Genomic DNA, 24,514 nt, shown 5'->3' with positions numbered 1-24,514 from the left:
CATCAGAAGCGATACGTGTAGCGTACTTCGGAGGTGAACGGCCGCCCGAGGTTGTCGACGTTGCTGGCGCGGCTGGTGACGTAGTCGCGGTCGAACAGGTTCTCTACCAGCAGGCTGACCCGGTGTTGGTGGGCGTTGTCGAGATAGCGATAGGCGTCGGCATCCACCACGGTGTAGTTACCGTACTCGACCTTTTTCGAGCTGACGATATCGCCGATGTAACGCACGGCGGTACCGACGCCCCACAGGCGGTCCACCGATTCATAGCCGACCCGCGAGCGGGCGAAGAAGCCGGGAATATCGTTGAGGGTGACACCGGCGCGGGACTCGGTGAGGTTGCGTGTCATGTCGGCTTGCACGCTCCATTGTTCGTTGAGTTGCAGCTTGGCGTCGGCCTCGAAACCGCGCATCTGGATCTGCCCCTGGCCGTTGACCCACTGGATATCGTCCTGGGTGATCAGGTCGGTGATCTTGCGTTTGAACAGCGTCACGCTGGCGCTGAAGTCCCGCGCCAGCAGACTGCCCTTGTAGTCGAGGCCCAGTTCGGCGTTGCGGCTCTTCTCCGGCTTGAGGTTGCGGTTGCCTTTCTCATCGTCTTCGTTGACGAACAGTTGCTCGGCATTCGGCAGTTTGTAGGCGGTGCCGTATTGGCCGCGCAGGGCCCAGTTGTCGTTGAGGTCATAAAGCGAAGTGAGCATGCCGACGGTGGCGCTGTCACCGCCGCTCATGGCTTCGTGACGTACACCGATGCTCGGGTGCCAGTTCGGCAGGGCTTCGATATTCGGGCGCAGTTGGGTGTACAGCGCGTGGGCCTGGGCCTTGTTGTCATCGATGATCAATACATCGTCCTGGCCCTTGAACCACTGGTTGTCGGAACCGAATACCAGCACATGCTCACCGGGCAACACGGCCTTGCCTTCGGCCTGCACACCCCAGTCGGTGAAGCCCCAGTAGTCGTTGTGGTTGATGACCTTGGTGCCGCCGCCTTCGACATTGTTGAGGCGGGTATAGCGCGTGTCCCAATCGTTGATATGCCCTTTGACGAAGTAGCTCAGGCGGTCGTTGAAGGTTTGCTCAAAGGTCGCCGTGGCGATCTGCTGCACGCGGTCGTTGGTGGTCTTGTGGTTGTCCACAGGGCGGGCGAAATCGAGGTTGGCGTCGGCGTATTGGTAAAACAGTTCCAGGCGCGTGTCATCGCCAAACGACTGGATCGCCTTGGTGCCGAAGGTAGTGACTTCGTAGGAGCGCTTTTTGTCGGTGACGTTTTTCATGTCGCGGTTGCGAAACGGCTGGTAGCCCTCGGAGACGTTGCGGCTGACGTAGGCCAGCAAGCCGAGGTCGCCAAACCCGTTGTTGAAAATCTTCTCGACCCGGGCATCGCCGGTGGTGCCGCCGAAGGTGTCGGCGCCCAGGTTCACTTCACCGGAAGCCACACGGGTTTGCGGGCTTCGGGTGACGATATTGATCACCCCCGACACCGCCTGGGTGCCGAACAGCAGGCTCTGGCCACCCTTGAGCACTTCGATACGCTCAATGGCGTTGGCGGGCAGGGTGTCCAGGTACAGGCCGCCGTACAGGCGGTTGTTCAGGCGCACGCCGTCCAGCAGGATCAGCGTGTCGTCGTTGCGCCCGCCCAACAGGGAGTAGGTGCCGTAGTCGAACGGGCCATTCTTGGGCGCCACGTACAGGCCGGGGATGAACATCTGCATCACGCGCGAGACATCGGCGGCGGGGCCGGCGCGCTCAATCTGTTCGCGGGTGACGATCTCTACCTTGCTGCCGTACTGGGCCATGTCGGCCACGGTGGTGGACTCCACCGACGGTGCGGAAACGTTGAGTTGCTTGAGTTCCAGGGTGTTGTCGTCGGCCAGCAGCAGGGGGCTGAACAGGCAGCCGAACAACAGGCCGGGCACGGGAGTCTTGAAAGGTCGAATCATAGTCTTCTCGGAAAAGTATCTTTCGCGAAAAGCACGCACGAGTAGGCACCGAGCACACGCCAATACCGGCCCATGCCCGCCCACCGCAGGATTTTGCCAAACAGAATTCCAGGCCGGTCTCCGGGCTCACGCGTATGGATACCTTCACCTTCCCATGGCGCGCAGGCCACAGTGGTGTGTCGAAGGGATCACGCGTCTACCGTTGCGGGGGCAGCACCGGACTGGCTCGAAAAGAGCGGCACCGGTTTCCCGTTTCACCCCATGCACGGCGGCATGAGGCACCTGAAACAGGCCGGCATCTGAACATTCGAAAGACCGTTCGTCAACTTGGCGGGGGCTTTTCCCGTGACCACATAGGAAGCGACTGACGGATATTGCTAGAAATTTCCCACAGGAGTACAAATGTACTCCATGACGAACCTAACGCCCCGCCGTACCGCCATCCTGACCTTTATCCGCGACCGTATCGCGCAGCAAGGCCAGTCTCCCAGCCTCGCCGAGATCGCCGAGGCGTTCGGCTTTGCCTCCCGCAGCGTGGCGCGCAAGCATGTGCTGGCGCTGACCGAGGGCGGCTTTATCGAGGTCAACCCCAACCAGGCGCGCGGCATTCGCCTGCTCAATCAGCCGGCGCGGCCGGAGCTGCTGGACATCCCGGTACTCGGCCGGGTAGCTGCCGGCTTGCCCATCGGCGCCGACGCTGAAGTGCACAACCGCCTGCTGCTCGACCCGTCCATGTTCGCGAAAACCCCGGATTACCTGTTGCGGGTGCAGGGCGATTCGATGATCGAAGACGGCATCCTTGATGGCGACCTGGTGGGTGTACGCCGCAGCGCCGAGGCCTTGAACGGGCAGATTGTGGTGGCGCGCCTGGACGGTGAAGTCACCATCAAGCGTTTCGAACACGTCGGCGAGCGCGTGCGCTTGCTGCCGCGCAACCCCGCTTATCAACCCATCGTGGTGCGCCCCGATCAGGACCTGGCCATCGAAGGGGTGTTCTGCGGTTTGGTGAGGCAAGGCTGATGGGCGCCGTCGTTGCACTGGACTCGCTGTTCAATGGCGGCCGGGTCTGGAAAGGCCGGCCCGCCGCGCCGCCTGCCAGCATCCATCCCACCGGGCTTGCGGCCCTGGATGCAGTGCTGCCCAGCGGTGGCTGGCCGGAAGCGGCGTTGAGCGAAATCCTGATGGCGAAGGAGGGCGTGGGCGAGTTGCAACTGGTGTGGCCGACCCTGGCGCGATTGTCGGCGGCCGGCGAGCGCATCGTGCTGGTGGCACCGCCTTATACGCCGTACCCCCACGCCTGGCAAAACGCCGGGGTGGATGTGCGCCAGCTTTCCGTGATCCAGGCCGATGAACGTGACGCCCTGTGGGCCGTGGAGCAATGCCTGCGTTCCGGCAGTTGTGGCGCGGTGCTGTGCTGGCCGCGCAAGGCCGATGACCGGGCCTTGCGCCGCTTGCAGGTGGCGGCGGAAACCGGCCAGACCCTGGCCTTCGCCTGGCGCTCCTTGAGCGAGGCCATCAACCCGTCACCGGCCGCCTTGCGCCTGGCGGTGGAGGCGAGCCCTGCGCAAGTGCGGGTGCTCAAGTGCCGGGGCGGCCTGGCCCATCCCGCGCCCATTGCGCTTGGGCACTGAGGTTGGCATGCGCTGGGTGTGTATTGTCTTCCCGCAATTGGCGCTGGACGGGGTGCTGCGTCTGCGCCCCGAACCGGATCAGCCATTGGCCCTGTTGGCCGGCACGCCGCAACGACGGGTGCTGCAAACCGTCAATGAGGCCGCTCGCAAACTCGGCCTGCGCCCCGGCCAATCCCTGACGGCGGCCCATGCCTTGACCAAGGCTTTTACCTGCGCCGAATACGACCCGGCGCAGATCGAATACTGGCAGCAATTTCTCGCCGCCTGGGCCTACCGTTTCAGCTCCCAGGTCAGCGTGTATTACCCACGGGCGTTACTGTTTGAGATCGAGTCGAGCCTGGGCCTGTTCGGGCCCTGGCCGTTGCTCGAAGCGCGCTTGCGCAAGGAACTGACCGACCTCGGGTTTCGTCATCGCATCGTCGCCGCGCCGAACCCGGCGGCGGCACGGATTCTGGCGAATGCCTACGACTGCCTGGCCGTGGCCGACGAGCACAGCCTGCAACAAGCCTTGGCACCGATCCCCATCGACCGAGCCGGCCTCGACCCGCAAGCCGCCACCGCACTGTCGCGCATGGGCCTGCGCACCCTGGCCCAGGTGCAGGCATTGCCCCGGCATACCCTGGCCCGGCGTTTCGACGCGGCGTTGCTCAAACACCTCGATGCATTGTGCGGGCAACGGCCCCTGGCCCTGGCGTTCTACCAACCGCCGGACCAGTTCGATGTGCGCATCGAGCTGAATTTTGATGTGCTGTCCCACCAGGCCTTGCTGTTTCCCCTGCGCCGTTTGACCGGCGATTTATCGGCGTTCCTGTGTGGCCGCGACAGTGGCGTGCAGCGCTTTGACCTGCACCTGGAACACGCCGCAGAACCCGACACCGTCATCAAAGTCGGCCTGCTCAGCGCCGAGCGTGACGCAGCGATGCTGTTTGAACTGGCCCGCGGCCGCCTGGAGCAGGTGCAAGTCACCTCGCCGGTGCGTGGCTTTCGCTTGGTGGCTCAGGACCTGCCGGTGTTTGTGCCCCAGCGCCAGGACCTGTTCGACGAGCGCCCGCAACAAACCCTGCCCTGGGAACAACTGCGCGAACGCCTGCGGGCGCGGCTCGGAGACGAGGCGGTGCAAGGCCTGCGCTTTCACGCCGACCACCGCCCCGAATGCGCCTGGCAACCCGGTGCTGATCTTCGCCCGTGCTCACCCTCAAACAACGTGCAACGCCCCGGCTGGTTGCTGCATGAACCGACGCCCCTGGCCGAGCAAGGTCTACACATCCTGATGGGCCCGGAGCGCATCGAATCCGGCTGGTGGGATGGTGCCGATGTGCGCCGCGATTACTACCTGGTGCGCACCCGCGCCGGCCAACAGGGTTGGGCCTACCGCACCGTGGGCGAAAGCGGTGCGCTGTGGCTGCAAGGCTGGTTCGCATGAAGTACGCGGAGCTGCATTGCTTGTCCAACTTCAGTTTTCAAAGAGGCGCCTCCAGTGCCCGCGAACTGTTCGAGCGGGCCAAGCAGCAGGGCTACGCAGCGCTGGCGATCACCGATGAGTGCACCTTGTCGGGCATCGTGCGCGCCTGGCAGGCGGCCAAGAAAGTCGAGTTGCCGCTGATTATCGGCAGCGAGATGCGCCTCGAAAACGGCCCCAAGCTGGTATTGCTGGTGGAGAACCTGGAGGGCTATCAGCACCTGTGCCGACTGATCACCATCGCCCGCCGCCGTGCGGAAAAAGGTCACTACCGCCTGCTGCAGGAAGACTTCACATCCGTGCAAGGTTTGCTGGCGTTATGGATCGTCGAAGACACCGACACCCAGGCTCACATCCAATGGCTGCGCAGCACGTTTACCGATCGCCTGTGGCTGGCCGTGGAGCTGCATTGCGGCCAGAACGATGCCCGCCATCTTGAGCAACGCCTCAACCTTGCCGCCAGCCTGCACCTGCCGGCGGTGGCCTGCGGCGATGTGCATATGCATGTGCGTGGTCGCCGTGCCCTGCAAGACACCATGACTGCAATCCGTCATCACGTCCCGGTGGCCGAAGCCGGTGCGCGCCTGCACCCCAATGGCGAACGGCACTTGCGCAGCCTCGATGCACTGGCCGCGCTGTACCCGGCGCACTTGCTGGAAGAGTCCCTGAATATTGCCCGGCGTTGCACCTTCGACCTCGGCCAGTTGCGCTATCAATACCCGAGGGAACTGGTGCCCGAAGGGCAAACGCCTGAGAGCTGGTTGCGCACCTTGACCGAAGAGGGCATTGCCCAGCGTTGGCCGCACGGCGTGGACGCCAAGACCCTTGGGCAGATCAATGATGAGCTGAAGCTGATCACCGAGCTGGGCTACGAAAGCTACTTCCTCACCGTGCACGACATTGTGCGCTTCGCCCGCAGCCGTTCGATCCTGTGCCAGGGCCGTGGCTCGGCGGCCAACTCGGCAGTGTGTTTTGCCCTGGGCATCACCGAGATCAACCCGAGCCTGATGAACATGTTGTTCGAGCGCTTCCTGTCCCGGGAACGCAACGAGCCGCCGGACATCGACGTGGACTTCGAACATGAACGCCGCGAAGAAGTGCTGCAATACGTGTTCCAACGCTACGGCCGCACCCGCGCCGCATTGACGGCGGTGGTCAGCAGTTACCACGGCGCGGGTGCGGTGCGCGACGTGGCCAAGGCCCTCGGGTTGCCGCCGGATCAGGTCAACGCCCTGGCCGACTGTTGCGGGCGCTGGAGTGATGAGGCGCCGCCCCTGGAGCGTTTGCGCGAAGGTGGCTTCGACCCCGACAGCCCGGTGCTGCGCCGGGTGCTGACCTTGACCCAACAACTGATCGGCTTCCCCCGGCACCTGTCCCAACACCCCGGCGGTTTCGTGATTTCCGAACACCCGCTGGACACTCTGGTGCCGGTAGAAAATGCGGCCATGGCCGATCGCACCATTATCCAGTGGGACAAGGACGACCTCGACGCCGTGGGCCTGCTCAAGGTGGATATCCTCGCGCTGGGCATGCTCAGTGCGATTCGCCGCTGCTTCGACCTGCTGCGCCGCCATCGCAATCAGGACCTCAGCCTGGCCACGGTGCCCAAGGAAGACGCGGCGACCTACGCGATGATCAGCAAGGCCGACACCATTGGTGTGTTCCAGATTGAATCGCGGGCGCAGATGTCGATGTTGCCAAGGCTCAAACCACAGACCTTTTATGACCTAGTGATTGAGGTCGCCATCGTGCGGCCCGGGCCGATCCAGGGCGGCATGGTGCATCCGTACCTGCGGCGGCGGAACAAGGAGGAAGAAACTACCTACCCATCGCCGGAACTCAAGGCCGTGCTGGAGCGCACCCTGGGCATCCCGCTGTTCCAGGAACAAGTCATGCAGATCGCCATGGTCGCCGCCGATTACGGCCCTGGCGAAGCCGACCAGTTGCGCCGCTCCATGGCCGCCTGGAAACGCCACGGCGGTCTCGAGCCTCACCAGCAACGCCTGCGCACCGGCATGCTGAAAAACGGCTACAGCGAAGCCTTCGCCGCGCAGATCTTCGAGCAGATCAAGGGCTTTGGCAGCTACGGCTTTCCCGAGTCCCACGCCGCCAGTTTCGCCTTGCTGACCTACGCCAGTTGCTGGCTCAAATGCCATGAGCCGGCAGCGTTTGCCTGCGCGCTGATCAACAGTTGGCCCATGGGTTTCTACAGCCCGGACCAGATCCTGCAGGACGCCCGTCGCCATCATTTGCAGATCCGCCCGGTGGATGTGCAAGCCAGCGACTGGGACTGCAGCCTTGAACCGATCGAAGGCCAGCAGCCGGCGATTCGCATGGGCTTGCGGATGATCTCCGGGTTTCGCGAAGAGGATGGCCGGCGCATCGAAACGGCGCGTCAGGCACGGGCGTTTTTCGACATTGCCGACCTGGGCGAGCGCGCTCGATTGGACACTCGCGCCCAGGAACTGCTGGCGGATGCTGGAGCCTTGCGCGGCCTGGCCGGGCATCGGCACCGGGCGCGCTGGGAGGTGGCCGGGGTGCAGAAGCAACTGGGGCTGTTTGCCGGTGTGGCCAGCCCCGAAGAAGCGGTGGTGGAACTGCCGCAACCGACAGTGGGCGAAGACCTCTATGCCGACTACGCCAGCGTCGGCACCACCCTGGGTCCACATCCATTGGCACTGTTGCGCGATGAACTGCGCGCACGACGCTGCCGCAGTTCCAGGGAATTGCTGCTGGTTGAGCATGGGCGCAACGTCAGCGTCGCCGGCCTGGTCACCGGTCGACAACGCCCGGGCACGGCCAGCGGCGTCACCTTCGTTACCCTGGAAGATGAGTTCGGCAATATCAACGTGGTGGTCTGGCGCGATCTGGCCGAGCGCCAACGCCAGGCGCTGGTGGGTTCGCGGTTGCTTAAAGTGGATGGGCGCTGGGAGGCAGTGGGGGAGGTTCGGCACCTGATCGCCGGGCGCCTGACCGACCTGACCCCGTTGCTGTCGGGCATCAGTGTGCGCAGCCGGGATTTTCGCTGAGCCGGCTCTTGCTCCTTCGTACCGGCATAAGCAATATGCGATGAAACCAACCGCCGCTGTCGGGCTCAAAGTTTTCATAGCCGCCCACCTTTTATCTTTTGCAGAGCCGACTGATGCAGTTTTTATCCGATACCCATGGCTGTGATGGCTGGGCTGGGGAAATGGCCCAGAGGATTCGCGCATTCGATTGGTCCGGCACCGACCTCGGCCCGATTGGTGCCTGGCCCTCCAGCCTGACCAGTGCCGTGCAGATGATGCTGGCATCGCCCATCCCGATGGTCATGCTGTGGGGACGGGCGGGTTACATGATCTACAACGACAGCTATTCGGTGTTTGCCGGCGGTCGCCACCCGTATCTGTTGGGGGCGCCGGTAGAACTGGGCTGGCCGGAAGTCGCCGACTTCAACCGCAATGTGGTCGACACCTGCCTGGCCGGCGGCACCTTGTCCTATCGCAACTTGCCCCTGGAGCTGTTGCGCGACGGCCGCCCGGAACAAGTCTGGATGGACCTGTATTACAGCCCCGTGGCCGGTGACGACCAGCAACCGGCCGGGGTCCTGGCGATTGTGGTGGAGACCACCGAACATGTGATCTCCGAGCGCTTGCGCCAGGAACTCACCCACAACCTGGAACAACGTGTCGCCGCCGAAGTGCAAGCCCGTTCCTCCGCCGAAGAACAGTTGCGCCAATCGCAGAAGCTCGAAGCCATCGGCGGCCTGACCGGCGGCGTGGCCCACGACTTCAATAACCTGCTGCAAGTGGTCTCCGGCAACCTGCACCTGCTGGCCCGGCATGAGCCGGACAACCCCCAGGTACAGCGCCGGGTCAGCGCCGCCATCGCGGCAGTGGAACGCGGGGCCAAGCTGACCTCGCAACTGCTGGCGTTTGCCCGTCGCCAGCCGCTGTCGCCAGCGGTGTACAACCCACTGCGCATCTATGAAGGCCTGGGTGAGTTGCTGCAGCGGGCGCTGGGAGAAACCATCCAAGTTGATGTGCAACTGCCCCAGGATCCCTGGTGCATTAACGTCGACCGCAACCAACTGGAAAACGCCTTGCTCAACCTGGCGATCAACGCCCGGGACGCCATGAAAGGCGAGGGCGTGATTCGGATCACCGGCGAAAACATCATCCTCAACCCCCCGGATTGCGCTGGCAAAAGCATCAACCCCGGTGAATACGTGCGCCTGGCCGTCGCCGACAGCGGCGCCGGCATGTCACCGACGATCCTGGCACGGGCCTTCGAACCGTTTTTCACCACCAAGCCGAATGGGCACGGTACCGGCCTGGGCCTGAGCATGGTGTTCGGGTTCGTGCGCCAAAGTGGCGGGCATGTGGAGGTCGAGAGCGTGGAGGGCAGCGGCACCGTGGTGCAGATGTATTTCCCCCGCAGCCTCCGGCCGGAAAGCCAGGAAGCACCTGTTGCCCTTACGCCACAGCACTGCGGCGGCCAGGAGACCATTCTGGTGGTCGAAGACAATGAAGGCGTACGCGCGGCCGCAGTGGAATTGCTCGAACAATCCGGCTACACCGTACTCACCGCCGAAGACGGCGACCGGGCCATGCAGATGCTGCACGGCGGCCTGCAACCGGACCTGATCTTTACCGACGTCGTGATGCCGGGCCGGGTCAAAAGCACCGACCTGGCCGAATGGGCGCGTGAGCAAGTGCCGGCGATAGCGGTGCTGTTCACCTCCGGGCACACCCGCGACATTCTCTCCAGCAACCACCTGCTGAGCGCCGATATTCACCTGCTGAGCAAACCCTACAGCCCGGATGAGTTGGCGCAACGGGTGCGCTCGGTGCTGACTTCCCGATAAGGTTACCCATGACTTCCCAGCGCAATCTGCCCCCAGACACCTCACTCACCACCCAACGCCCAGGCTTCGTGCGGGTGCGGGGTGCCCGGGAACACAACCTGCGCAACGTCGACGTGGACATTCCCCGTGACGCCCTGGTGGTGTTCACCGGCGTGTCAGGCTCTGGCAAATCCTCGCTGGCATTCTCCACCGTCTACGCCGAAGCCCAGCGCCGCTACTTCGAATCCGTGGCGCCCTATGCGCGCCGCCTGATCGACCAGGTCGGCGTGCCCGACGTCGATTCCATCGAAGGCCTGCCACCCGCGGTGGCCCTGCAACAACAGCGCGGCACACCCAGCACGCGCTCCTCGGTGGGCAGCGTCACCACCTTGTCCAGCCTGATCCGCATGCTCTACTCCCGCGCCGGCAGCTACCCGGCGGGGCAACCGATGCTGTACGCCGAAGACTTTTCCCCCAACCTGCCCCAAGGCGCCTGCCCGCAATGCCATGGCCTGGGCCGCGTGTACGAAGTAACCGAAGCGCTGATGGTGCCCGATCCTTCCCTTACCATCCGCCAACGCGCCGTGGCGTCCTGGCCGCTGGCGTGGCAAGGCCAGAACCAGCGCGACATCCTTGTCACCTTGGGCTACGACGTCGACATCCCATGGCGCGACCTGCCGAAAAAGCAGCGCGACTGGATCCTCTTCACCGAAGAAACCCCCACCGTCCCGGTGTACGCCGGCTTCACGCCTGCCCAAACCCGCGAAGCCCTCAAACGCAAACTCGAACCCAGCTACCAAGGCACCTTCACCGGCGCCCGGCGCTACATCCTGCACACCTTCACCCACTCCCAAAGCGCCCTGATGAAAAAGCGCGTGTCGCAATTCATGCAAGGCAGCCCATGCCCGCTGTGCGAAGGCAAGCGCCTGAACAAGGCCGCGCTGTCGGTGAAATTTGCCGGCGTGGACATTGGCGAACTGTCGCAAATGTCCCTGCTGCAACTCGCCGAACTCCTGCGCCCGGTGGCTGAAGGGCAGGGCGATAAAAAACTCTCTGTAGAAAAACGCCTGGCAGCCCAACGCATCGCCCAGGACCTGCTGGAACGCGTCAGCACCTTGACCGACCTCGGCCTCGGCTACCTGGCCCTGGAGCGCAGCACACCGACCCTGTCATCCGGTGAACTGCAACGCCTGCGGCTGGCCACCCAACTGGGCTCGCAACTGTTCGGCGTGATCTACGTGCTCGACGAACCGTCCGCCGGCCTGCACCCTGCCGATGGCGAAGCCCTGTTCGCCGCCCTCGACCGCCTGAAGGCCGCCGGCAACTCACTGTTCGTGGTGGAACACGACCTTGAAACCATGCGTCGCGCCGACTGGCTGATCGACGTCGGCCCGGCTGCCGGCGAACACGGCGGCCAAGTCCTCTACAGCGGCCCACCCGCCGGCCTTGCACAGATCGAAGCCTCGCAAACCCGCGAATACCTGTTCGCCGAAAAGCGCCCGGTCAGCCAACCACCGCGCCAACCCACCGGCTGGCTGAGCCTGGAAGGCGTCACACGCAACAACCTCAACGACCTCAGCGTGTACTTCCCCCTGGGCTGCTTCACCGCCGTGACCGGCATTTCTGGCTCGGGCAAATCCAGCCTCGTCAGCCAGGCGCTATTGGAACTGGTAGGCGCAGGCCTGGGCCGCGTGGTGGAAGCCGAAGACGAACCCAGCCTCGAAGACGACGCCCCACAAACCAGTGGAGGCCGCATCAGCGGCGGGCTGGAACACATCCGCCGCCTGGTCCAGGTGGACCAAAAACCCATCGGCCGCACACCGCGCTCCAACCTCGCGACCTACACCGGGCTGTTCGACAACGTGCGCAAACTGTTCGCCGCTACACCGGCGGCGAAAAAGCGCAATTTCGATGCCGGGCAATTCTCTTTCAACGTCGCCAAAGGCCGCTGCCCGAATTGCGAAGGCGAGGGTTTTGTCAGCGTTGAATTGCTGTTCATGCCCAGCGTATACGCGCCATGCCCGACGTGCCATGGCGCGCGGTACAACCCGGAAACGTTAGCGATCAAGTGGGAAGGGCTGACCATCGCCCAGGTGCTGAGGCTGACGGTTGAACAAGCGGTAGAAGTTTTTGCCGAAGAGCCGGGTGTGCTGCGCTCGCTGCAAGTGCTGCGGGATATTGGCTTGGGGTATTTGCGCCTTGGCCAGCCGGCGACCGAGTTGTCAGGCGGGGAGGCGCAGCGGATCAAGCTGGCGACCGAGCTGCAGCGTAATGCTCGGGGCGCGACGCTGTATGTGCTGGATGAGCCGACGACCGGGTTGCATCCGCGGGATGTGGACCGGTTGTTGAGCCAGTTGAATCATCTGGTGGAGGCGGGGCATACGGTGATCGTGGTGGAGCATGAAATGCGTGTGGTGGCGCAGAGTGATTGGGTGATTGATATCGGGCCGGGGGCAGGGGATAGAGGCGGGAAGGTGGTGGTGAGTGGCACGCCGCAGAAGGTGGCGAAGAGCAAGAGCAGCCGGACTGCGCCGTTTTTGGGGCGCGAGTTGGGCTGAGTTTTGCTCGACGTGCGCCATGTTCGCCGGCAGCTTCGTGATTGCCCGAGCGTTCGGTAGACTGCAGCGGTTGGCTGGATGATCCGGCCTGTCGCTGGATCTGGAACTTATGGACACAAGTACACCTCAGGTACGAAACCCCTCACGCCCGGCGATGGTCATCTTCTCGGTGGCCTATTGCTTGATTCTCACCATAAAAATTGCCTACTGGGTGGTCAGTGACGGCTGGGGTATGGCCAGGACGGGTGATATTTCGATCATCATGCTGCTCCCCGCTGTATTGACCTGCATTCTGTTGGCCGTGGGCAGCTTGTTGCTATGGTTGCGCAGTGCAAAATCTTCGTGGTTTCTATTGGGCTCGTTACTTTTCGGGCTGATGCTAATCCCGCTCATGCTTCCGGAAGTTTTCCTGGTATCGGCCAGCCACTATGTGCAGGTTGCCTGGTTCGTACTGCCGGCCGCCCTACAAGCAGCCTTGCTGATTGCCGTTTGGGTCTACAGCCTGCGGATACGCCGCACAGGCTATTTCAAGTAGCCTGTTCACGCTCAAAGCCCCGTCCTATGGAAAAGGGCTATGCAAGGTGCAGTAACGCCGGATAGTTTGGCGTTGTCCGCTGCTTTTGGCTGAGAGCGGTATTTTGTGAGGGCAGCTTTTGTCCGATGGCTACCATTGGTGACTGGCTGCAATCGGCCAATAGCGGTCAGTCAGCAGTCGTAAGAATGCAGTTCAGAATCTGAAAATTCAGCTCGATAATACTGTGTGTCAGTGCCACTCCCTAAAACAGTGCATGCATTGACGCGCACGCCAAGACCTCAACTGCCCTCCGCAGAATGAGCAGCGGGCAATTTTTTGCTCGCACAGAGGCCTCATCCGATGGCGGAAATATTCCCAGACAACATTCGGATCAATATTTTCTCGGCGGACTATCTCATCTACTACTGCCTGATCACCCTTCTCGTGGAAAACCCCGATGATCGCTAGCGTTTCAATTGATGGATAGTAAGCAGTAATTGATTCGCCGCATCGATTACAAACACGTTGACCATAGTCAGTAGTCATAAATTCGTTTCAGTGCCTGGAACTGGAGATGACCCTTTACTAGACGCTGGGTGAAGTGACAACGTCCGCTTTGGGTCGATAGCAGCCGGTCGTTCCATAGTCTGCACGCCATCTGTTGAGCTGGCAGTATCGGCCCGAGGAGGGGAGATCAAGATTGATCCAGGCGCGGCCATTTGCATGTGAAACAGCAGGATCAGTCATGTGATTGCCCTTATCGGCTCGTACCGTCCGCCTTCAATCGTCAATTGTCCTGGTTCTAACCGGGACGTGCTTAACCACCATTAGCCCGGTTGAACTGCCAACGCGTGGAACGACCCGCTATGCCGGTAAGTCTACCTGTATCTACTCATGGGTAAGGTACAGCGCAATGGATAAGACAATCACCGTCGATCAACTAGAGACTACCGACCTTAGATCAATCAACGAAATATGGCTCGGCGGGACGCATACCCAGCTATGCCTATGGCGTGGCGAACAGGTCTTCACCCACGAGATGATGAGCGAGGGCACCCACGATCAGAATGTCCAACGCCTGTGCTTGCAGTTGGTCAACCCTGACGATCAAGCCGCCGTGGTCAGCGTTGAGGTAATTGTGCGCGAACGGCTGAAAAAAATGGGGAAGGAGGGCGAGTTTTATCCCGCAGAGGAGGCTGATACTCATCAATAAGAAAAGGACCATCGGCCATTCATGGGGAGTTGATCCAAGGCCTGTTGTCGCTTGGAAGCGTATCTTTCGATGATGATCCTGGAACGCTTAGGATGATTCACTCAATTCAGTAACACCACGGAGCAGCCAACAGGTTATGGATATCGAATTTCGCGGTAATGGCATGCGTGATAACCCGTCTGTAGGTACATGCGATGAGTACGGCGTGAGTGGTATTACCCGCTTTGACGATCTAGCCGAAGCTCGTCGTAAGATTGCTGAGTCGCACCCTGGATTCAAACCTCTGTTCTCGCTCGATGATCTGCACCAAGCCCGCTACACCTCGGGACATGTGCGCAACAATTTAGGGATGGACGATGCATCGGAGCAGGACATAGCGGGCTTACCTCCAGAGTGCTTCGAGAATGGCGAATACATAGGCTATCCGACCACGAAAGCGGAGTTCGCAATCTGTCTTCGCAATTTCATGAACCTGGTTGCAGCCACCTCTTTCGAAGACGCTTGCGCTCATGGTTTGACGCTGGATGAGCAGGCCCTGCAGGAGTGGATCGGTTATCAGAACAACCCTGTCTCTCTTCTAGATCAGCCCCTTTCAGCTGTCCTGGTGCCCGTTCAGCAGTCTTGCCAGGCACTCGCGGCTTTTCCGAATGGCTATTTCACTTGCGACCTGGATCCTGCAAAAAACTTTGCGGTTGCGCGTCACTTTTCAGAAGCACATGGCTATGAATTGATGGGCGTAGGTGCTTCTTACATCGGCTTCATTCGTGCTGAGCCGCCTGATGCGTCCCTGACTAACGTCGTGGCCAGAGACTTCTGTGCGCTCTACAACACTAGCGATGAAGACCTACAAGCACGGGTTTGCGCAGTCGCACAGGCGATCTCCGGTCGGACGCATTTGTGGCTTCGTTACGTGGAATGAGCTCCGTGCATTTCTGTCGCCATCCAGGTCAAAAAATGGTGGAGCTGAGTCGTAAACTTTTTTGGCTTGGCATCCGGGTTCCTTGCCTGGGACAAGAAAAAAGAGATCTGCATTCTCATACTTGGGTAATGCTGAACAAACTGCTCGACAAGCTCTTCCAGTGTTTGCGGCCACATCAGGTCCTGTTCAGAGCGAAGCACTTGAGTTGACCGGATGAGTTTGCGCGAAGCTTCTCGCTGCAAGCGCAGCGATTGCGTCGGTGTGGTCGCCTGATCGATAAGATCGGCATACCGGGTCAGTACGGATTCAAAGTCACCATTCACGGCAATGGCGATAGCGCGCGACGGCTTGAACCGGTCAAAGCGTTTGGTCAGATCATTGCCCCATAAGCAACGACAGTGATGCTTGAGCCAATACCCCCAGCTCAATCGATTGTCAGGTGCCAATACTTCAGCACGACTACCGATATCGAAATCGATCTTGGTGACTTCGGCATGCCGACTTTCCAGCATGCGCCTTTTCGACTCCAGCATTTCCAGATCCTGCGACGTAGGAGGGCTGTGCAGAACGAGGGTTAGGTCCAGGTCAGAAACCCCCGGCACAGCGTCGCCTCTAGCGACGCTACCATAAAGATAAATCCCGTCCAGCAGAGGTTCCGACCGCGTGAGCGTCATGCAAACGTCCGTCAGCAAAGCCTGAAACTGTGGCTGCATCTCGACGTTGGAGACGGTGAGGATATAACCGTCCGCATCAATGCCACGAGGATGGAGTCGTTCCATGAAGCCGTCCGTGAGTTGTGTTCAGAGAGAGACTTTAACAGAGCCAATAGTGAATGCTTCCGGCCCAGAGTGTGTAAATACGTAGCCGAAACGTGCGGCACTGAGATAAAGCTCCTCTGTAGATCTCAAACAGAAGGGATGCCATCGAGTGACGGAATCTTTTAGAACCAATATTCGTGCATTTTCGAGAGAAATTCAGGGGTGATCGGCAAGCTGGATGCTGAACCGATAACCGAGTCGATCCCGCACTTCGGACACAAAGCGGTGCCATCTAGGTCAACCCATTCAGTGATTTCTGAAGGCGAAAACACACCTAAGCAGTAAAAACAGCCACAGCGATCGCTTGCTTCAATTTGAGTGCGGTGATTTGTAGAAAATAGGTGCGCTGAAATCACATCCATGGGTTAGTCCTTAAACTCCAAATTTTACTAGAAAAAATCGGGGTCAATCGAGCGCCCGCTCACTGATGAAACCGGCGCCCCAGCGCATCCAGCCGCACCGCAATTGGCGGCAGCCGTTCACTGCTCCTGGCCAGCGTCTCAACATCCTGCGCCGTATTCTGCGCAATGCTCTGCACCGACTGCAGCCGCCCCACAATCTCCACATTCGCCGTGGACTGCTCGCGGGTGGTCGACACAATCCGCCCATTCAACTGATCAATCTGCGAAATATCATTGCCCACCGCCCGCAGCATCTCCACCGCCAGCTGGCTGTCTTCCACGCAGCGTTCCACCCCCTGGCGGCTGTCGTGCATGGCTTCAACCGCTTGCCGGCTGCCGTGTTGCAAGCCTTCGATAATCGTCTTGATCTCCTGGGTAGACACCGCCGTGCGCTGCGCCAGGCTGCGTACCTCATCGGCAACCACGGCAAACCCGCGCCCTTGCTCACCCGCGCGGGCGGCTTCGATGGCGGCGTTGAGGGCCAGCAGATTGGTCTGGTTGGCGATGCTGCTGATGACTTCCAGCACCGAGCCGATCTGTTCGGCTTGCACGGCCAGCCCCTGGACCGTTTCGTTAGTGTCGTGGAGGCGGGTGGCGAGCTGGGTGATTTCCTGCTGGGCGCGGCCGACGCTTTCCTGGCCACGGATGACTTGCTGGCTGGCTTGCCCCGCGTGTTCGACGGCTTGCTCCACGTGCACCGCGATATGCCCCATGGCGTCTTCCATGCGTTGCATGGAGTCGGTCATCTGGGCAATTTCTGCCAACTGGTGGCGCGCGCCTTTTTCCAGAGTGCCGCTGGCGTGGGCCAGTTCCTGGCCAAGTTGGCCGAGGCCGTGGGAGTCGCGAGCGACGCCGTCGATCAGGCCGGTGATCTGGGTCAGAAAGTGGTCGAAACGCGTCGCGAGTGAGACATGAACTTTTTCCGCGCTGCCCTTGACGGCCTCACCGCTGAACTGGGTGGTGACGGCGAGCATCTTTTCGAGCATTTCCTGGCTTTCCACCGCTTCTTTCTGACTGTGTACCGCGAGATAGAGCAGGGCGACCGTCTCCATCACCACGTAGAACGCGTGGACGAAAATCATGCTCCAGCCGCCGTGATGCTCCATCACAAACACAGGGAAGCCCTGGTGTTGCAAGGCATGAAACACCACGTGATGCACCGCGATGGTAGCCGCGGCCACCAGGATAGGCAGCCAGTCGCGGTAGAACGTCAGCACCGCCAGCAGCGCGAAGATACCGAAGTGCGATTCGATGACACCCTCGGCCTGGTTGATGTGCAACGCCGCCATCACCATCAGGCCAACGCCCAGCGCACAGCGCATCAGACGGGTGCCGCCGATGACGCGATAGGCCAGGGTCAGCACCACACTGGTGCCGCCTCCTATGATGAGTGCTTGCAGCAGCGTGTCGTGCCAGAACGACAGGCCCAGGGAGAACAGCGTCATCAGCCAGATCAGGGCGAGCATGATGCGGTCGGCTTTACGGTAGTGCTCGATAAAACGGGCTTGCGCAGGCATTCACTCGTACTCCATGTGGACTGGCCAGGGTCAGGCAAGCATGCGACGTGCCATACGGGCATGCGGGGAGCGAATCAGGTGTGGGGGAGCGGGGATTGATGGGTGGTAGGAGGTTATCGGCGTTGTTGGGTGGGGCTTTAGGTTGGAAACGGCGAATAGAGGTTTGTCACGAGGGGCTGCAATCGGCCAACCGCGGACAGTGACCGAATCGTTGCGAGCAGCCCATCGCCGCTCAAGGTCGCACGCTCGCTGGTGGACCTTGAACAAGCCGACGGGATCAGACGCGAACACATGGCCGAGGGGCTGCCATATCGGCCGACAATGCTCCCGCCCGTGTCACCCCTTGGTAAGATCAACCAACGGCGTCTGCCGCACCTCAGTCTCCCGCCCATCCTGAATCTCGCTAACCTGCTTCAAGGCTCTATCCACCGCCGCCTTATCCGCCAACAAGCTATAGCTGATGCGGAACTGTTTGTGTTCCTTGGGCCCAATTGTCGGTACCAGATTCAGTGGCCGCTGATAACGGCGGTTGTAGGAAAAACTTGTCCCCGGCTCCAGCCCCGTGACATAGCCCTGGCCTTGGGTGTCGGTGTTTTTCCACAGGGAAAACACGGGCAGTGTCTGGGTATTGAAGCCGACCGAAACGCCCAGGCTGCCGGCCTTGTTATGCAACACGGTCAACGTATCGCCCTTGGCATCGGCATACGGCACCACGTTGTACACCGTTTCGTCGTAGTCCTTGGTCGGTGCGCGGTAGGTTTGCCAGTCGGGAAGATCGTCCTTGGCCTTGTCGTTGAACGGCGACACCTGTTTCACCGGCGCGGCGAAACGAGCGCCCTGCTCCAGGAACGGAGTGCTGAAGTTGCTGTGATAAAGCGCCTGGTATTCCTTCGGATAGTCGCCGTTGTTGGTCAGGGTGTCGTTAAGGGCGAACACCACGCTGCCGGGTTCGGTGACCAGTTCGGTCGCGACCGAGAAGTCGACCTTCTTGAACGCCTGCTCTTTCAGCTCGCCGCGCAGGGTGATGGCGTACGGTGGTTTTTCATCGATATGCAGCGTGACTTTATTCGCAGGAATGTTGGCGGCCCGACCATGCAGGGTCAGCAGCTCGCCGTTGTCGACGCCGGGGTGGCCGACCCATTCGTACCCGCAGCGGGTGACCAGCTCATTGAAACCTTCCAACCAGCCCAGACCACCGCGGCCATTGAGTTCGATGAAAGACGGATTGACCACTTCCTTGACCGGCGAATCCCAGCCCATGCGTACATTGCCAACCGAGGCCTGCAAGACGTTCATTCCGCGGGTCGGCACTACCGAGAGTTTCATCGTGCCGTTATCAATGTCGACGATGCTGACGCCCTCCTGCCGACCGCCGTGCAAGGTGCGTAAGGTAACACTGAAGGGTTTGTCGGTTTTTATTCCGAGTTGCTGACTGGTGATCTGCCAGCTCTGGGCGGCTTTGTCAGTGTCGAGCAGAACGTAATCCCAGGCCATGGCGTGGGAGGCAGTGGACAGTGCGCTGATGGCAACAAAAAGTTTGAGCGGGGTCATGGCAGCAGCCTTTCTTGGAGTTGTGCCATTTTTATAAACGTGATGAAACGTTTCAGCAAGCTAAAAGATCGACACGGTAATGTCGCTGATAGCCACGCTTTAAATCCGGGAAAAAATAAGGAGCTAATCCTATTTGCATAATTGCGGCTGACGCCTGCTTGGCTATGATCGGCTTTTGGCAGGCTGAGTTCTGGCCAAACCGAACCCAGCTTATTGACGAAGGATTCAATCATGCAGGCGAAAAGGATGTTTCGGGTCTGTATTGCCACTGTGTTTCTGGGGTTCACCAGTTACAGTTTTGCAAGTTATAGCCCCGCAGGCGCGATGATTCACCGGCAAACCACGAGCGATTTATCGGCGCTCACCACGGCTGCGAATAACGGCTCGGCGCCAGCGCAGTTCGACTTGTCTGTCATCAAGGGTCAGAACCTCGTGACCTTGGCCGAATCCATCACCTGGCTGAAAAGCGCCGCCCGCCAGGGTTACGCCCCTGCCCAACACAACCTCGGAGTGGCTTACTACGACGCTCTTGGTGTACCCAAGGACCACGCTCAAGCCGCGCAATGGTTTAGCAAGGCTGCAGAGCAAGGCCTTGCGCTGTCTCAATACAACCTCGGTCTTTGCTACAACCTCGGTGTTGGCGTGAACGCCGACAAGGCAAAGGCCGCCGTGTGGTTTCGCAAGGCCGCGGAGCAAGGCTTGGCAGAGGCCCAGGTTAACCTCGGTTATGCGTATGACAAGGGGCAGGGCGTCAAACAAGATGCTGTACAAGCTGTGAGCTGGTATCGCAAAGCCGCCGAAGCCGGTGAAGCGCAGGGGCAATACAGCTTGGGTCTGAGTTACAAACTCGGTCAGGGCGTGGCCCAGGACCTGAGCCAAACCATTTTCTGGTACACCAGAGCCGCCGCCCAGCACTTGCCAATTGCCGTGAACGACCTCGGCTCGTTCTACCGGATGGGTATCGCGGTCCCACGAGACACAGACAAGGCGCTGACGCTGTACCGCGAGGCGGCCGACGCAGGCAACACCATCGCCCAGAACAATCTGGGCCAGATGTACGGCGCCGGCGAGGGCATAGAGCGTGATATGCCTCAGGCTGTGGCCTGGTTTCGCAAGGCTGCAGAACTTAGCAACGCCGATGCGCAATTAAACCTGAGCATGGCTTACAGCAATGGCTTTGGTGTACCCAAGGACGACCGCTTGGCAATGGTCTGGAACCAAAAAGCGGCGGACCAGGGCCACATGATGGCGCAATACAAATTGGGCGTTTTCTATTCATTGCCCGGCACCCAGCAGAACTATCCCATGGCGGCATCCTGGCTGCGCAAGGCTGCCGACCAACGCTTAGCAATTGCGCAGTATTTTCTGGGGCTGATGTATCAGGAAGGCGTGGGTGTGACCAAGAACCTACCCGAGTCGATCAAGTGGATCCGCAAAGCCGCCGAGCAGGGCGATGCCAACGCACTCTGTGGGCTAGGCCGAAGCTACGAGCTTGGCTTGGGAGTTGCGCAAAGCTTGACCTGGGCTTACACCTATTATCGTCTGGCTGAACAAGTAGGTGACCCTTCGGTGCCTGCGCTACGTGCGCAGATTTTGGCTCAGGCACTTACCTCGCAGCAGTTGAACAGTGCCGATAAAACCGTGAGTGCTTGGACGCCGGGCAGCGGGTTGCCCAACTGAGTAGAGCGCAAAGGGGCCGGGTATATTTTGAATCGCCCCCGCATTTGTAGACTTTTCGAATGACTACTTTTGGCCGACTGCTGCCTCTCACAAAGGTCTGTAATCGAAAATTGCCGTTTGAAGCGGATGAAGGCCTCTGTCCCATAAAACCCAGTTCTGATGGCCCCCATTTCGACCAGACCCAATCTCACCGCAGAGACAGGTGTGTCCATCTGGCACCCATCATTCGCAAAGCAGTGGCCACCTCACTAGAATCTCGGCAGATCGATCAATCCAAAGGTGCACCGTGGAATTCAAACGGGACAGATTCAACGGCGTCATTGTCGACGCTGCTTCGCTACCGGACGACCCGCAAGCGTTGCGTGGTGCCGTCGAGGCGTTAGTCGCCCTCATTGAGCGCGAGCGTCTGGCTCTGGCCTGGGTCACACTGCCGATCAGCAATGCTCAAGGCATTCCGGTCTTCACCGCCGCCGGGTTCTCCTTCCATAGTTGTCTGACCGATCAACTGACCTTGGTGCGCCGCCCATTCGAGCAGGCATTCGTCCCATTCATACCGACCCATACCGTAGGGGCGGGCGCCATCGTCATTAACGACGCAGGAGAACTGCTCGTCATAAGGGAGCGAGGTACCACTGGGTTCAAGCTACCGGGGGGCCATGTAGACCCAGCCGAGCGAATTCAGGATTCGATCGAGCGCGAAGTGCTGGAGGAGACAGGAATCGAGTCGAAGTGTGACTCCATTGTGGCGTTTACCACCAAACACCCCTACCAATTTGGCAAATCGAACATTCACTTTATCTGCCGAATGACAGCCCTTACCCAGCGTATCAACATACTGGACACCGCCGAGATCGAAGAAGCGAAATGGGTAGCGCTGGAAGCCTACCTTGCAGATCCCTCCAACAGCCTGTCCAACCGGCAGTTGGTCAGCGATGTAGCGTTCAGCCAAGGGCTCGTTTTCACCGAGTATTCCGCCAACATCGGGCCTCACAAAAAACAAGAGATTTTCACGGCGGCTTGCTGATCATGCGAAAAGCAGCCTCTAGGCATACGCCCAAGTAAAAGTCGGGGTCAAACCCCATCAAGACGTGCGCCGGCCTTCCAGGCTGGAAAACACATACATACCCACCAGCATCGCCACTACGAAGATGAGAATTTGCCAGTGCCCGGTAAACAGAATGGCGACCGCTGGCCCAGGGCAGATACCCGCAATTCCCCAGCCGACACCGAACACCACGCTGCCCCCTATCAAGCGCACGTCCAACGCCCTGTTAACAGGTAACTGCATGGGGGCCGCGAGTAAGGACAGCCTGTTCTTGCGTGCCCAACTCATAGGGATAACCGCCACGGCGATGGCCCCGACCATCACCAAGGCGAGTGACGGGTCCCAGGCCCCGGCCACATCGAGAAACGCCAACACCTTGGCGGGGTTGGCCATGCCGGCCAGGAGCAGGCCCAGGCCAAAGATCAGCCCGGCGAGAAATGCGGTCGACTTGGTCATCACCTTCAAACCCTCAGCACATGGCGGATGAGGTACACCGTTGCAAAGCCGGCGGTCATAAAGCACGCGGTCGCCACCAGGGAGCGGGGTGACAATCGAGAGATCCCACACACGCCGTGACCACTGGTGCAGCCGGAGCCGTACCGGGTTCCCAAGCCGACGAGCAACCCCGCCATCACCAAGGCCGGCCACTGTGCCGTGATCTCGATCTGTGGCAAGACGCTAAACAGCCCCCACAGCAATGGCGCAATCACCAGGCCAAGCAGAAACAACGCTTTCTCGCCCCAGCCCTCACTGCCAAACCGCATCACGCTACCCAGCAAGCCGCTGATACCTGCGACTCGGCCATTCGCGAGAACAAACACGCTGACGGACAGCCCGATCAAGGCGCCTCCGCCTAATGAAGCCCAAGGCGTGAAGTTGATCCAATCAATGCTCATTTTGCAGTTCCTGCACAGGAGAGTGGGTGAGGGCTGTTGATCAGCGAACCATCATAACCATCCGGGCGGGTCGGGGTCTGCGCAAGTCAGATTTTGCTGCCGCCCCCCATCGAATGGTGAAGCCCTGCTCCCAGTACTAAAGGAGGTGTCAATGCCCGCTAAAGGACCATTTCGGTCTGACGCCATAGGTTTAGGCTCAGCTTTGTGATCGTCAACGATGACAACAAGACGCGCCGCATCACCTGCGAGATGAGTAGAAAACCTCACTGACTCCCGTGTCTCCATAATAAAAAGAGGATTTATCATGAGTAGCACCTTCTTCATTCCCTCCGTGAACATGATGGGCATTGGCAGCCTCGACGAGGCGATGCTCGCAATCCGCAAGTACGGATTCCGCAAAGCCTTGATCGTCACCGATGCCGGCCTGGCCAAAGCCGGCGTGGCGGCCAAGGTCGCCGGCCTGTTGGCCCAGCAAGACATCGACTCCACCCTGTTTGACGGTGCCAAACCGAATCCGACCGTCAGCAACGTGGAGAAGGGCCTTGAACTGCTGGCCCGCAGCGACTGTGATTTCATTATTTCCCTGGGCGGCGGTTCACCCCACGACTGCGCCAAGGGCATTGCCCTGTGCGCCGCCAACGGCGGGCACATCAGCGACTACGAAGGCGTGGACCAATCCGCCAAGCCACAAATGCCACTGATCGCCATCAACACCACCGCCGGCACGGCGAGTGAAATGACCCGTTTCTGCATCATCACCGACGAAGTCCGCCACGTGAAAATGGCCATCGTCGACCGCAACGTCACACCCCTGTTATCCGTCAACGACCCTTCGCTGATGGCCGCCATGCCCAAAGGCCTGACCGCCGCCACCGGCATGGACGCACTGACCCACGCCGTCGAAGCCTACGTGTCGACCGCGGCCACGCCGATCACCGATGCTTGCGCACTCAAGGCCATCGAACTGATCTCGGCCAACCTGCGCACCGCCGTTGCCCAGGGTGACAACATGACCGCCCGGGAAAACATGGCCTACGCACAATTCCTTGCCGGCATGGCCTTCAACAATGCTTCGCTGGGGTATGTACACGCCATGGCGCACCAACTGGGCGGGTTCTACGACCTGCCTCACGGCGTGTGCAACGCGATCCTGCTGCCTCACGTGTCGAGCTTCAACGCCAGCGTGTGCCCGGCCCGGTTTAAGGATATCGCTCATGCGATGGGGGTTGAGACTCAGCAGCTGGATGCGGAGAAGGGTGCTGCGGCGGCTATCACGGCCATCCGTAAACTGTCTGCGGATGTGGGGATTCCGAGCGGCCTCGTTGAGCTGGGTGTGAAGGCTGACGATATTCCGACCCTGGCAACCAATGCTATGAAAGATGCCTGCGGCTTTACCAATCCGCGTCCTGCCAATCAGGATGAGATTGAGCAGATTTTTCATACGGCGATGTGATTGATGTGAAGTGATGCTGGAGAGAACGCCCCGCCTTTGGCTGAAGTGCGGGGTGTTTTGGTTTGGAGGTTAATAGGGGGCAGGCTGCTTTTTTAAT

Annotated in this window: 19 protein-coding genes, 1 pseudogene and 1 riboswitch; of the genes and pseudogenes, 13 read left to right on the top strand and 7 right to left on the bottom strand. The window is 60.4% G+C overall.

Annotation, left to right across the window (positions count from 1 at the left end):
* Positions 1–2: 2 nt before the first annotated feature.
* Positions 3–1,937, bottom strand: a complete 1,935-nt coding sequence (locus ACA046_RS20060; protein ID WP_497674819.1) for a TonB-dependent receptor plug domain-containing protein — start codon at positions 1,935–1,937, stop codon at positions 3–5.
* A 94-nt stretch (positions 1,938–2,031) separates the two neighbouring features.
* Positions 2,032–2,238, bottom strand: a riboswitch (cobalamin riboswitch).
* Positions 2,239–2,339: 101 nt separating this feature from the next.
* On the opposite strand from ACA046_RS20060, the gene lexA reads away from it, so the two are divergent.
* From lexA to ACA046_RS20015, 9 genes are all read left to right on the top strand, one after another.
* A complete protein-coding gene (lexA, locus tag ACA046_RS20055) occupies positions 2,340–2,957 on the top strand; it encodes a transcriptional repressor LexA (protein WP_063031178.1) in 618 nt (205 codons plus the stop codon).
* The gene (imuA, locus tag ACA046_RS20050) at positions 2,957–3,568 is read left to right on the top strand and encodes a translesion DNA synthesis-associated protein ImuA (protein ID WP_497674818.1); all 612 of its coding nucleotides are present in this window, start codon (positions 2,957–2,959) and stop codon (positions 3,566–3,568) included. Before lexA ends, imuA begins: the two co-directional genes overlap by 1 nt.
* Positions 3,569–3,575: 7 nt before the next feature.
* The gene (locus ACA046_RS20045; RefSeq protein WP_497674817.1) at positions 3,576–4,991 is read left to right on the top strand and encodes a Y-family DNA polymerase; all 1,416 of its coding nucleotides are present in this window, start codon (positions 3,576–3,578) and stop codon (positions 4,989–4,991) included.
* Complete coding sequence (locus ACA046_RS20040; protein WP_497674816.1) at positions 4,967–8,056, top strand: error-prone DNA polymerase; 3,090 nt, start codon at positions 4,967–4,969, stop codon at positions 8,054–8,056. The genes ACA046_RS20045 and ACA046_RS20040 overlap by 25 nt, the downstream gene beginning before the upstream one ends.
* A 113-nt stretch (positions 8,057–8,169) precedes the next feature.
* On the top strand, positions 8,170–9,873 hold the full coding sequence (locus tag ACA046_RS20035) for an ATP-binding protein (protein WP_497674815.1): 1,704 nt from the start codon (positions 8,170–8,172) through the stop codon (positions 9,871–9,873).
* An 8-nt stretch (positions 9,874–9,881) separates the two neighbouring features.
* Positions 9,882–12,410: an excinuclease ABC subunit UvrA gene (gene uvrA, locus ACA046_RS20030; protein ID WP_497674814.1), complete on the top strand. Its 2,529-nt coding sequence runs from the start codon at positions 9,882–9,884 to the stop codon at positions 12,408–12,410.
* 109 nt (positions 12,411–12,519) lie between these two features.
* Entirely contained in the window at positions 12,520–12,945 is a 426-nt protein-coding gene (locus tag ACA046_RS20025) for a hypothetical protein (RefSeq protein ID WP_497674813.1), read from the top strand.
* Positions 12,946–13,837: 892 nt separating this feature from the next.
* On the top strand, positions 13,838–14,137 hold the full coding sequence (locus tag ACA046_RS20020) for a hypothetical protein (RefSeq protein ID WP_497674812.1): 300 nt from the start codon (positions 13,838–13,840) through the stop codon (positions 14,135–14,137).
* Positions 14,138–14,273: 136 nt separating this feature from the next.
* A complete protein-coding gene (locus tag ACA046_RS20015) occupies positions 14,274–15,056 on the top strand; it encodes a hypothetical protein (RefSeq protein ID WP_497674811.1) in 783 nt (260 codons plus the stop codon).
* Here ACA046_RS20015 and ACA046_RS20010 read toward each other — a convergent pair.
* The 3 genes from ACA046_RS20010 to ACA046_RS20000 all read right to left on the bottom strand — a co-directional run bounded on the left by ACA046_RS20010 (position 15,044) and on the right by ACA046_RS20000 (position 17,792).
* Positions 15,044–15,835 (bottom strand): nucleotidyltransferase domain-containing protein, encoded by a 792-nt coding sequence (locus ACA046_RS20010; protein ID WP_497674810.1) that lies wholly within the window; start codon positions 15,833–15,835, stop codon positions 15,044–15,046. The two genes, ACA046_RS20015 and ACA046_RS20010, sit on opposite strands and share 13 nt — an antisense overlap.
* Before the next feature lie 161 nt (positions 15,836–15,996).
* The gene (locus ACA046_RS20005) at positions 15,997–16,236 is read right to left on the bottom strand and encodes a cytoplasmic protein (protein ID WP_076016928.1); all 240 of its coding nucleotides are present in this window, start codon (positions 16,234–16,236) and stop codon (positions 15,997–15,999) included.
* 59 nt (positions 16,237–16,295) lie between these two features.
* The gene (locus tag ACA046_RS20000; protein ID WP_497674809.1) at positions 16,296–17,792 is read right to left on the bottom strand and encodes a methyl-accepting chemotaxis protein; all 1,497 of its coding nucleotides are present in this window, start codon (positions 17,790–17,792) and stop codon (positions 16,296–16,298) included.
* 199 nt (positions 17,793–17,991) lie between these two features.
* Here ACA046_RS20000 and ACA046_RS19995 point away from each other — a divergent pair.
* Positions 17,992–18,119: pseudogene (locus ACA046_RS19995) on the top strand (magnesium chelatase subunit ChlI family protein); the annotation flags it as partial.
* A 9-nt stretch (positions 18,120–18,128) separates the two neighbouring features.
* Here the strand turns inward: ACA046_RS19995 and ACA046_RS19990 are convergent.
* Positions 18,129–19,343 carry an aldose 1-epimerase family protein gene (locus ACA046_RS19990; protein ID WP_497674808.1) on the bottom strand — a complete coding sequence of 405 codons (1,215 nt, stop codon included), beginning with the start codon at positions 19,341–19,343 and terminating at the stop codon, positions 18,129–18,131.
* A 231-nt stretch (positions 19,344–19,574) separates the two neighbouring features.
* Between ACA046_RS19990 and ACA046_RS19985 the strand changes: the two genes are divergently transcribed.
* Together ACA046_RS19985 and ACA046_RS19980 are read left to right on the top strand one after the other, a co-directional pair.
* On the top strand, positions 19,575–21,023 hold the full coding sequence (locus ACA046_RS19985; RefSeq protein ID WP_459021850.1) for a tetratricopeptide repeat protein: 1,449 nt from the start codon (positions 19,575–19,577) through the stop codon (positions 21,021–21,023).
* A gap of 286 nt (positions 21,024–21,309) precedes the next feature.
* A complete protein-coding gene (locus ACA046_RS19980) occupies positions 21,310–22,047 on the top strand; it encodes an NUDIX hydrolase (RefSeq protein WP_459021848.1) in 738 nt (245 codons plus the stop codon).
* A gap of 57 nt (positions 22,048–22,104) precedes the next feature.
* Here the strand turns inward: ACA046_RS19980 and ACA046_RS19975 are convergent, their stop codons facing one another.
* Positions 22,105–22,524, bottom strand: a complete 420-nt coding sequence (locus ACA046_RS19975; protein ID WP_497674807.1) for a DUF6691 family protein — start codon at positions 22,522–22,524, stop codon at positions 22,105–22,107.
* A 5-nt stretch (positions 22,525–22,529) separates the two neighbouring features.
* The gene (locus ACA046_RS19970; protein ID WP_497674806.1) at positions 22,530–22,964 is read right to left on the bottom strand and encodes a YeeE/YedE family protein; all 435 of its coding nucleotides are present in this window, start codon (positions 22,962–22,964) and stop codon (positions 22,530–22,532) included.
* 304 nt (positions 22,965–23,268) lie between these two features.
* On the opposite strand from ACA046_RS19970, the gene yiaY reads away from it, so the two are divergent.
* The gene (yiaY, locus tag ACA046_RS19965) at positions 23,269–24,417 is read left to right on the top strand and encodes an L-threonine dehydrogenase (protein WP_076016933.1); all 1,149 of its coding nucleotides are present in this window, start codon (positions 23,269–23,271) and stop codon (positions 24,415–24,417) included.
* Positions 24,418–24,514: the final 97 nt, after the last annotated feature.

The sequence above is a fragment of the Pseudomonas sp. LBUM1641 genome, assembly GCF_059716235.1.
The sequence above is the reverse complement of the archived record's forward strand: the minus strand, read 5'-3'. Positions and strand labels throughout refer to the sequence as shown.

What these genes read in the sequence shown, in the direction of transcription:
- ACA046_RS20005 (WP_076016928.1), bottom strand. Translation starts at nt 16,236, where the DNA reads ATGGATGTGATTTCAGCGCACCTATTTTCTACAAATCACCGCACTCAA.
- uvrA (WP_497674814.1), top strand. Translation starts at nt 9,882, where the DNA reads ATGACTTCCCAGCGCAATCTGCCCCCAGACACCTCACTCACCACCCAA.
- ACA046_RS19990 (WP_497674808.1), bottom strand. Translation starts at nt 19,343, where the DNA reads ATGACCCCGCTCAAACTTTTTGTTGCCATCAGCGCACTGTCCACTGCC.
- ACA046_RS19970 (WP_497674806.1), bottom strand. Translation starts at nt 22,964, where the DNA reads ATGAGCATTGATTGGATCAACTTCACGCCTTGGGCTTCATTAGGCGGA.
- ACA046_RS20010 (WP_497674810.1), bottom strand. Translation starts at nt 15,835, where the DNA reads ATGGAACGACTCCATCCTCGTGGCATTGATGCGGACGGTTATATCCTC.
- ACA046_RS20045 (WP_497674817.1), top strand. Translation starts at nt 3,576, where the DNA reads ATGCGCTGGGTGTGTATTGTCTTCCCGCAATTGGCGCTGGACGGGGTG.
- imuA (WP_497674818.1), top strand. Translation starts at nt 2,957, where the DNA reads ATGGGCGCCGTCGTTGCACTGGACTCGCTGTTCAATGGCGGCCGGGTC.
- yiaY (WP_076016933.1), top strand. Translation starts at nt 23,269, where the DNA reads ATGAGTAGCACCTTCTTCATTCCCTCCGTGAACATGATGGGCATTGGC.
- ACA046_RS19985 (WP_459021850.1), top strand. Translation starts at nt 19,575, where the DNA reads ATGCAGGCGAAAAGGATGTTTCGGGTCTGTATTGCCACTGTGTTTCTG.
- ACA046_RS20035 (WP_497674815.1), top strand. Translation starts at nt 8,170, where the DNA reads ATGCAGTTTTTATCCGATACCCATGGCTGTGATGGCTGGGCTGGGGAA.
- lexA (WP_063031178.1), top strand. Translation starts at nt 2,340, where the DNA reads ATGTACTCCATGACGAACCTAACGCCCCGCCGTACCGCCATCCTGACC.
- ACA046_RS20000 (WP_497674809.1), bottom strand. Translation starts at nt 17,792, where the DNA reads ATGCCTGCGCAAGCCCGTTTTATCGAGCACTACCGTAAAGCCGACCGC.
- ACA046_RS20060 (WP_497674819.1), bottom strand. Translation starts at nt 1,937, where the DNA reads ATGATTCGACCTTTCAAGACTCCCGTGCCCGGCCTGTTGTTCGGCTGC.
- ACA046_RS20020 (WP_497674812.1), top strand. Translation starts at nt 13,838, where the DNA reads ATGGATAAGACAATCACCGTCGATCAACTAGAGACTACCGACCTTAGA.
- ACA046_RS19975 (WP_497674807.1), bottom strand. Translation starts at nt 22,524, where the DNA reads ATGACCAAGTCGACCGCATTTCTCGCCGGGCTGATCTTTGGCCTGGGC.
- ACA046_RS20015 (WP_497674811.1), top strand. Translation starts at nt 14,274, where the DNA reads ATGGATATCGAATTTCGCGGTAATGGCATGCGTGATAACCCGTCTGTA.
- ACA046_RS20025 (WP_497674813.1), top strand. Translation starts at nt 12,520, where the DNA reads ATGGACACAAGTACACCTCAGGTACGAAACCCCTCACGCCCGGCGATG.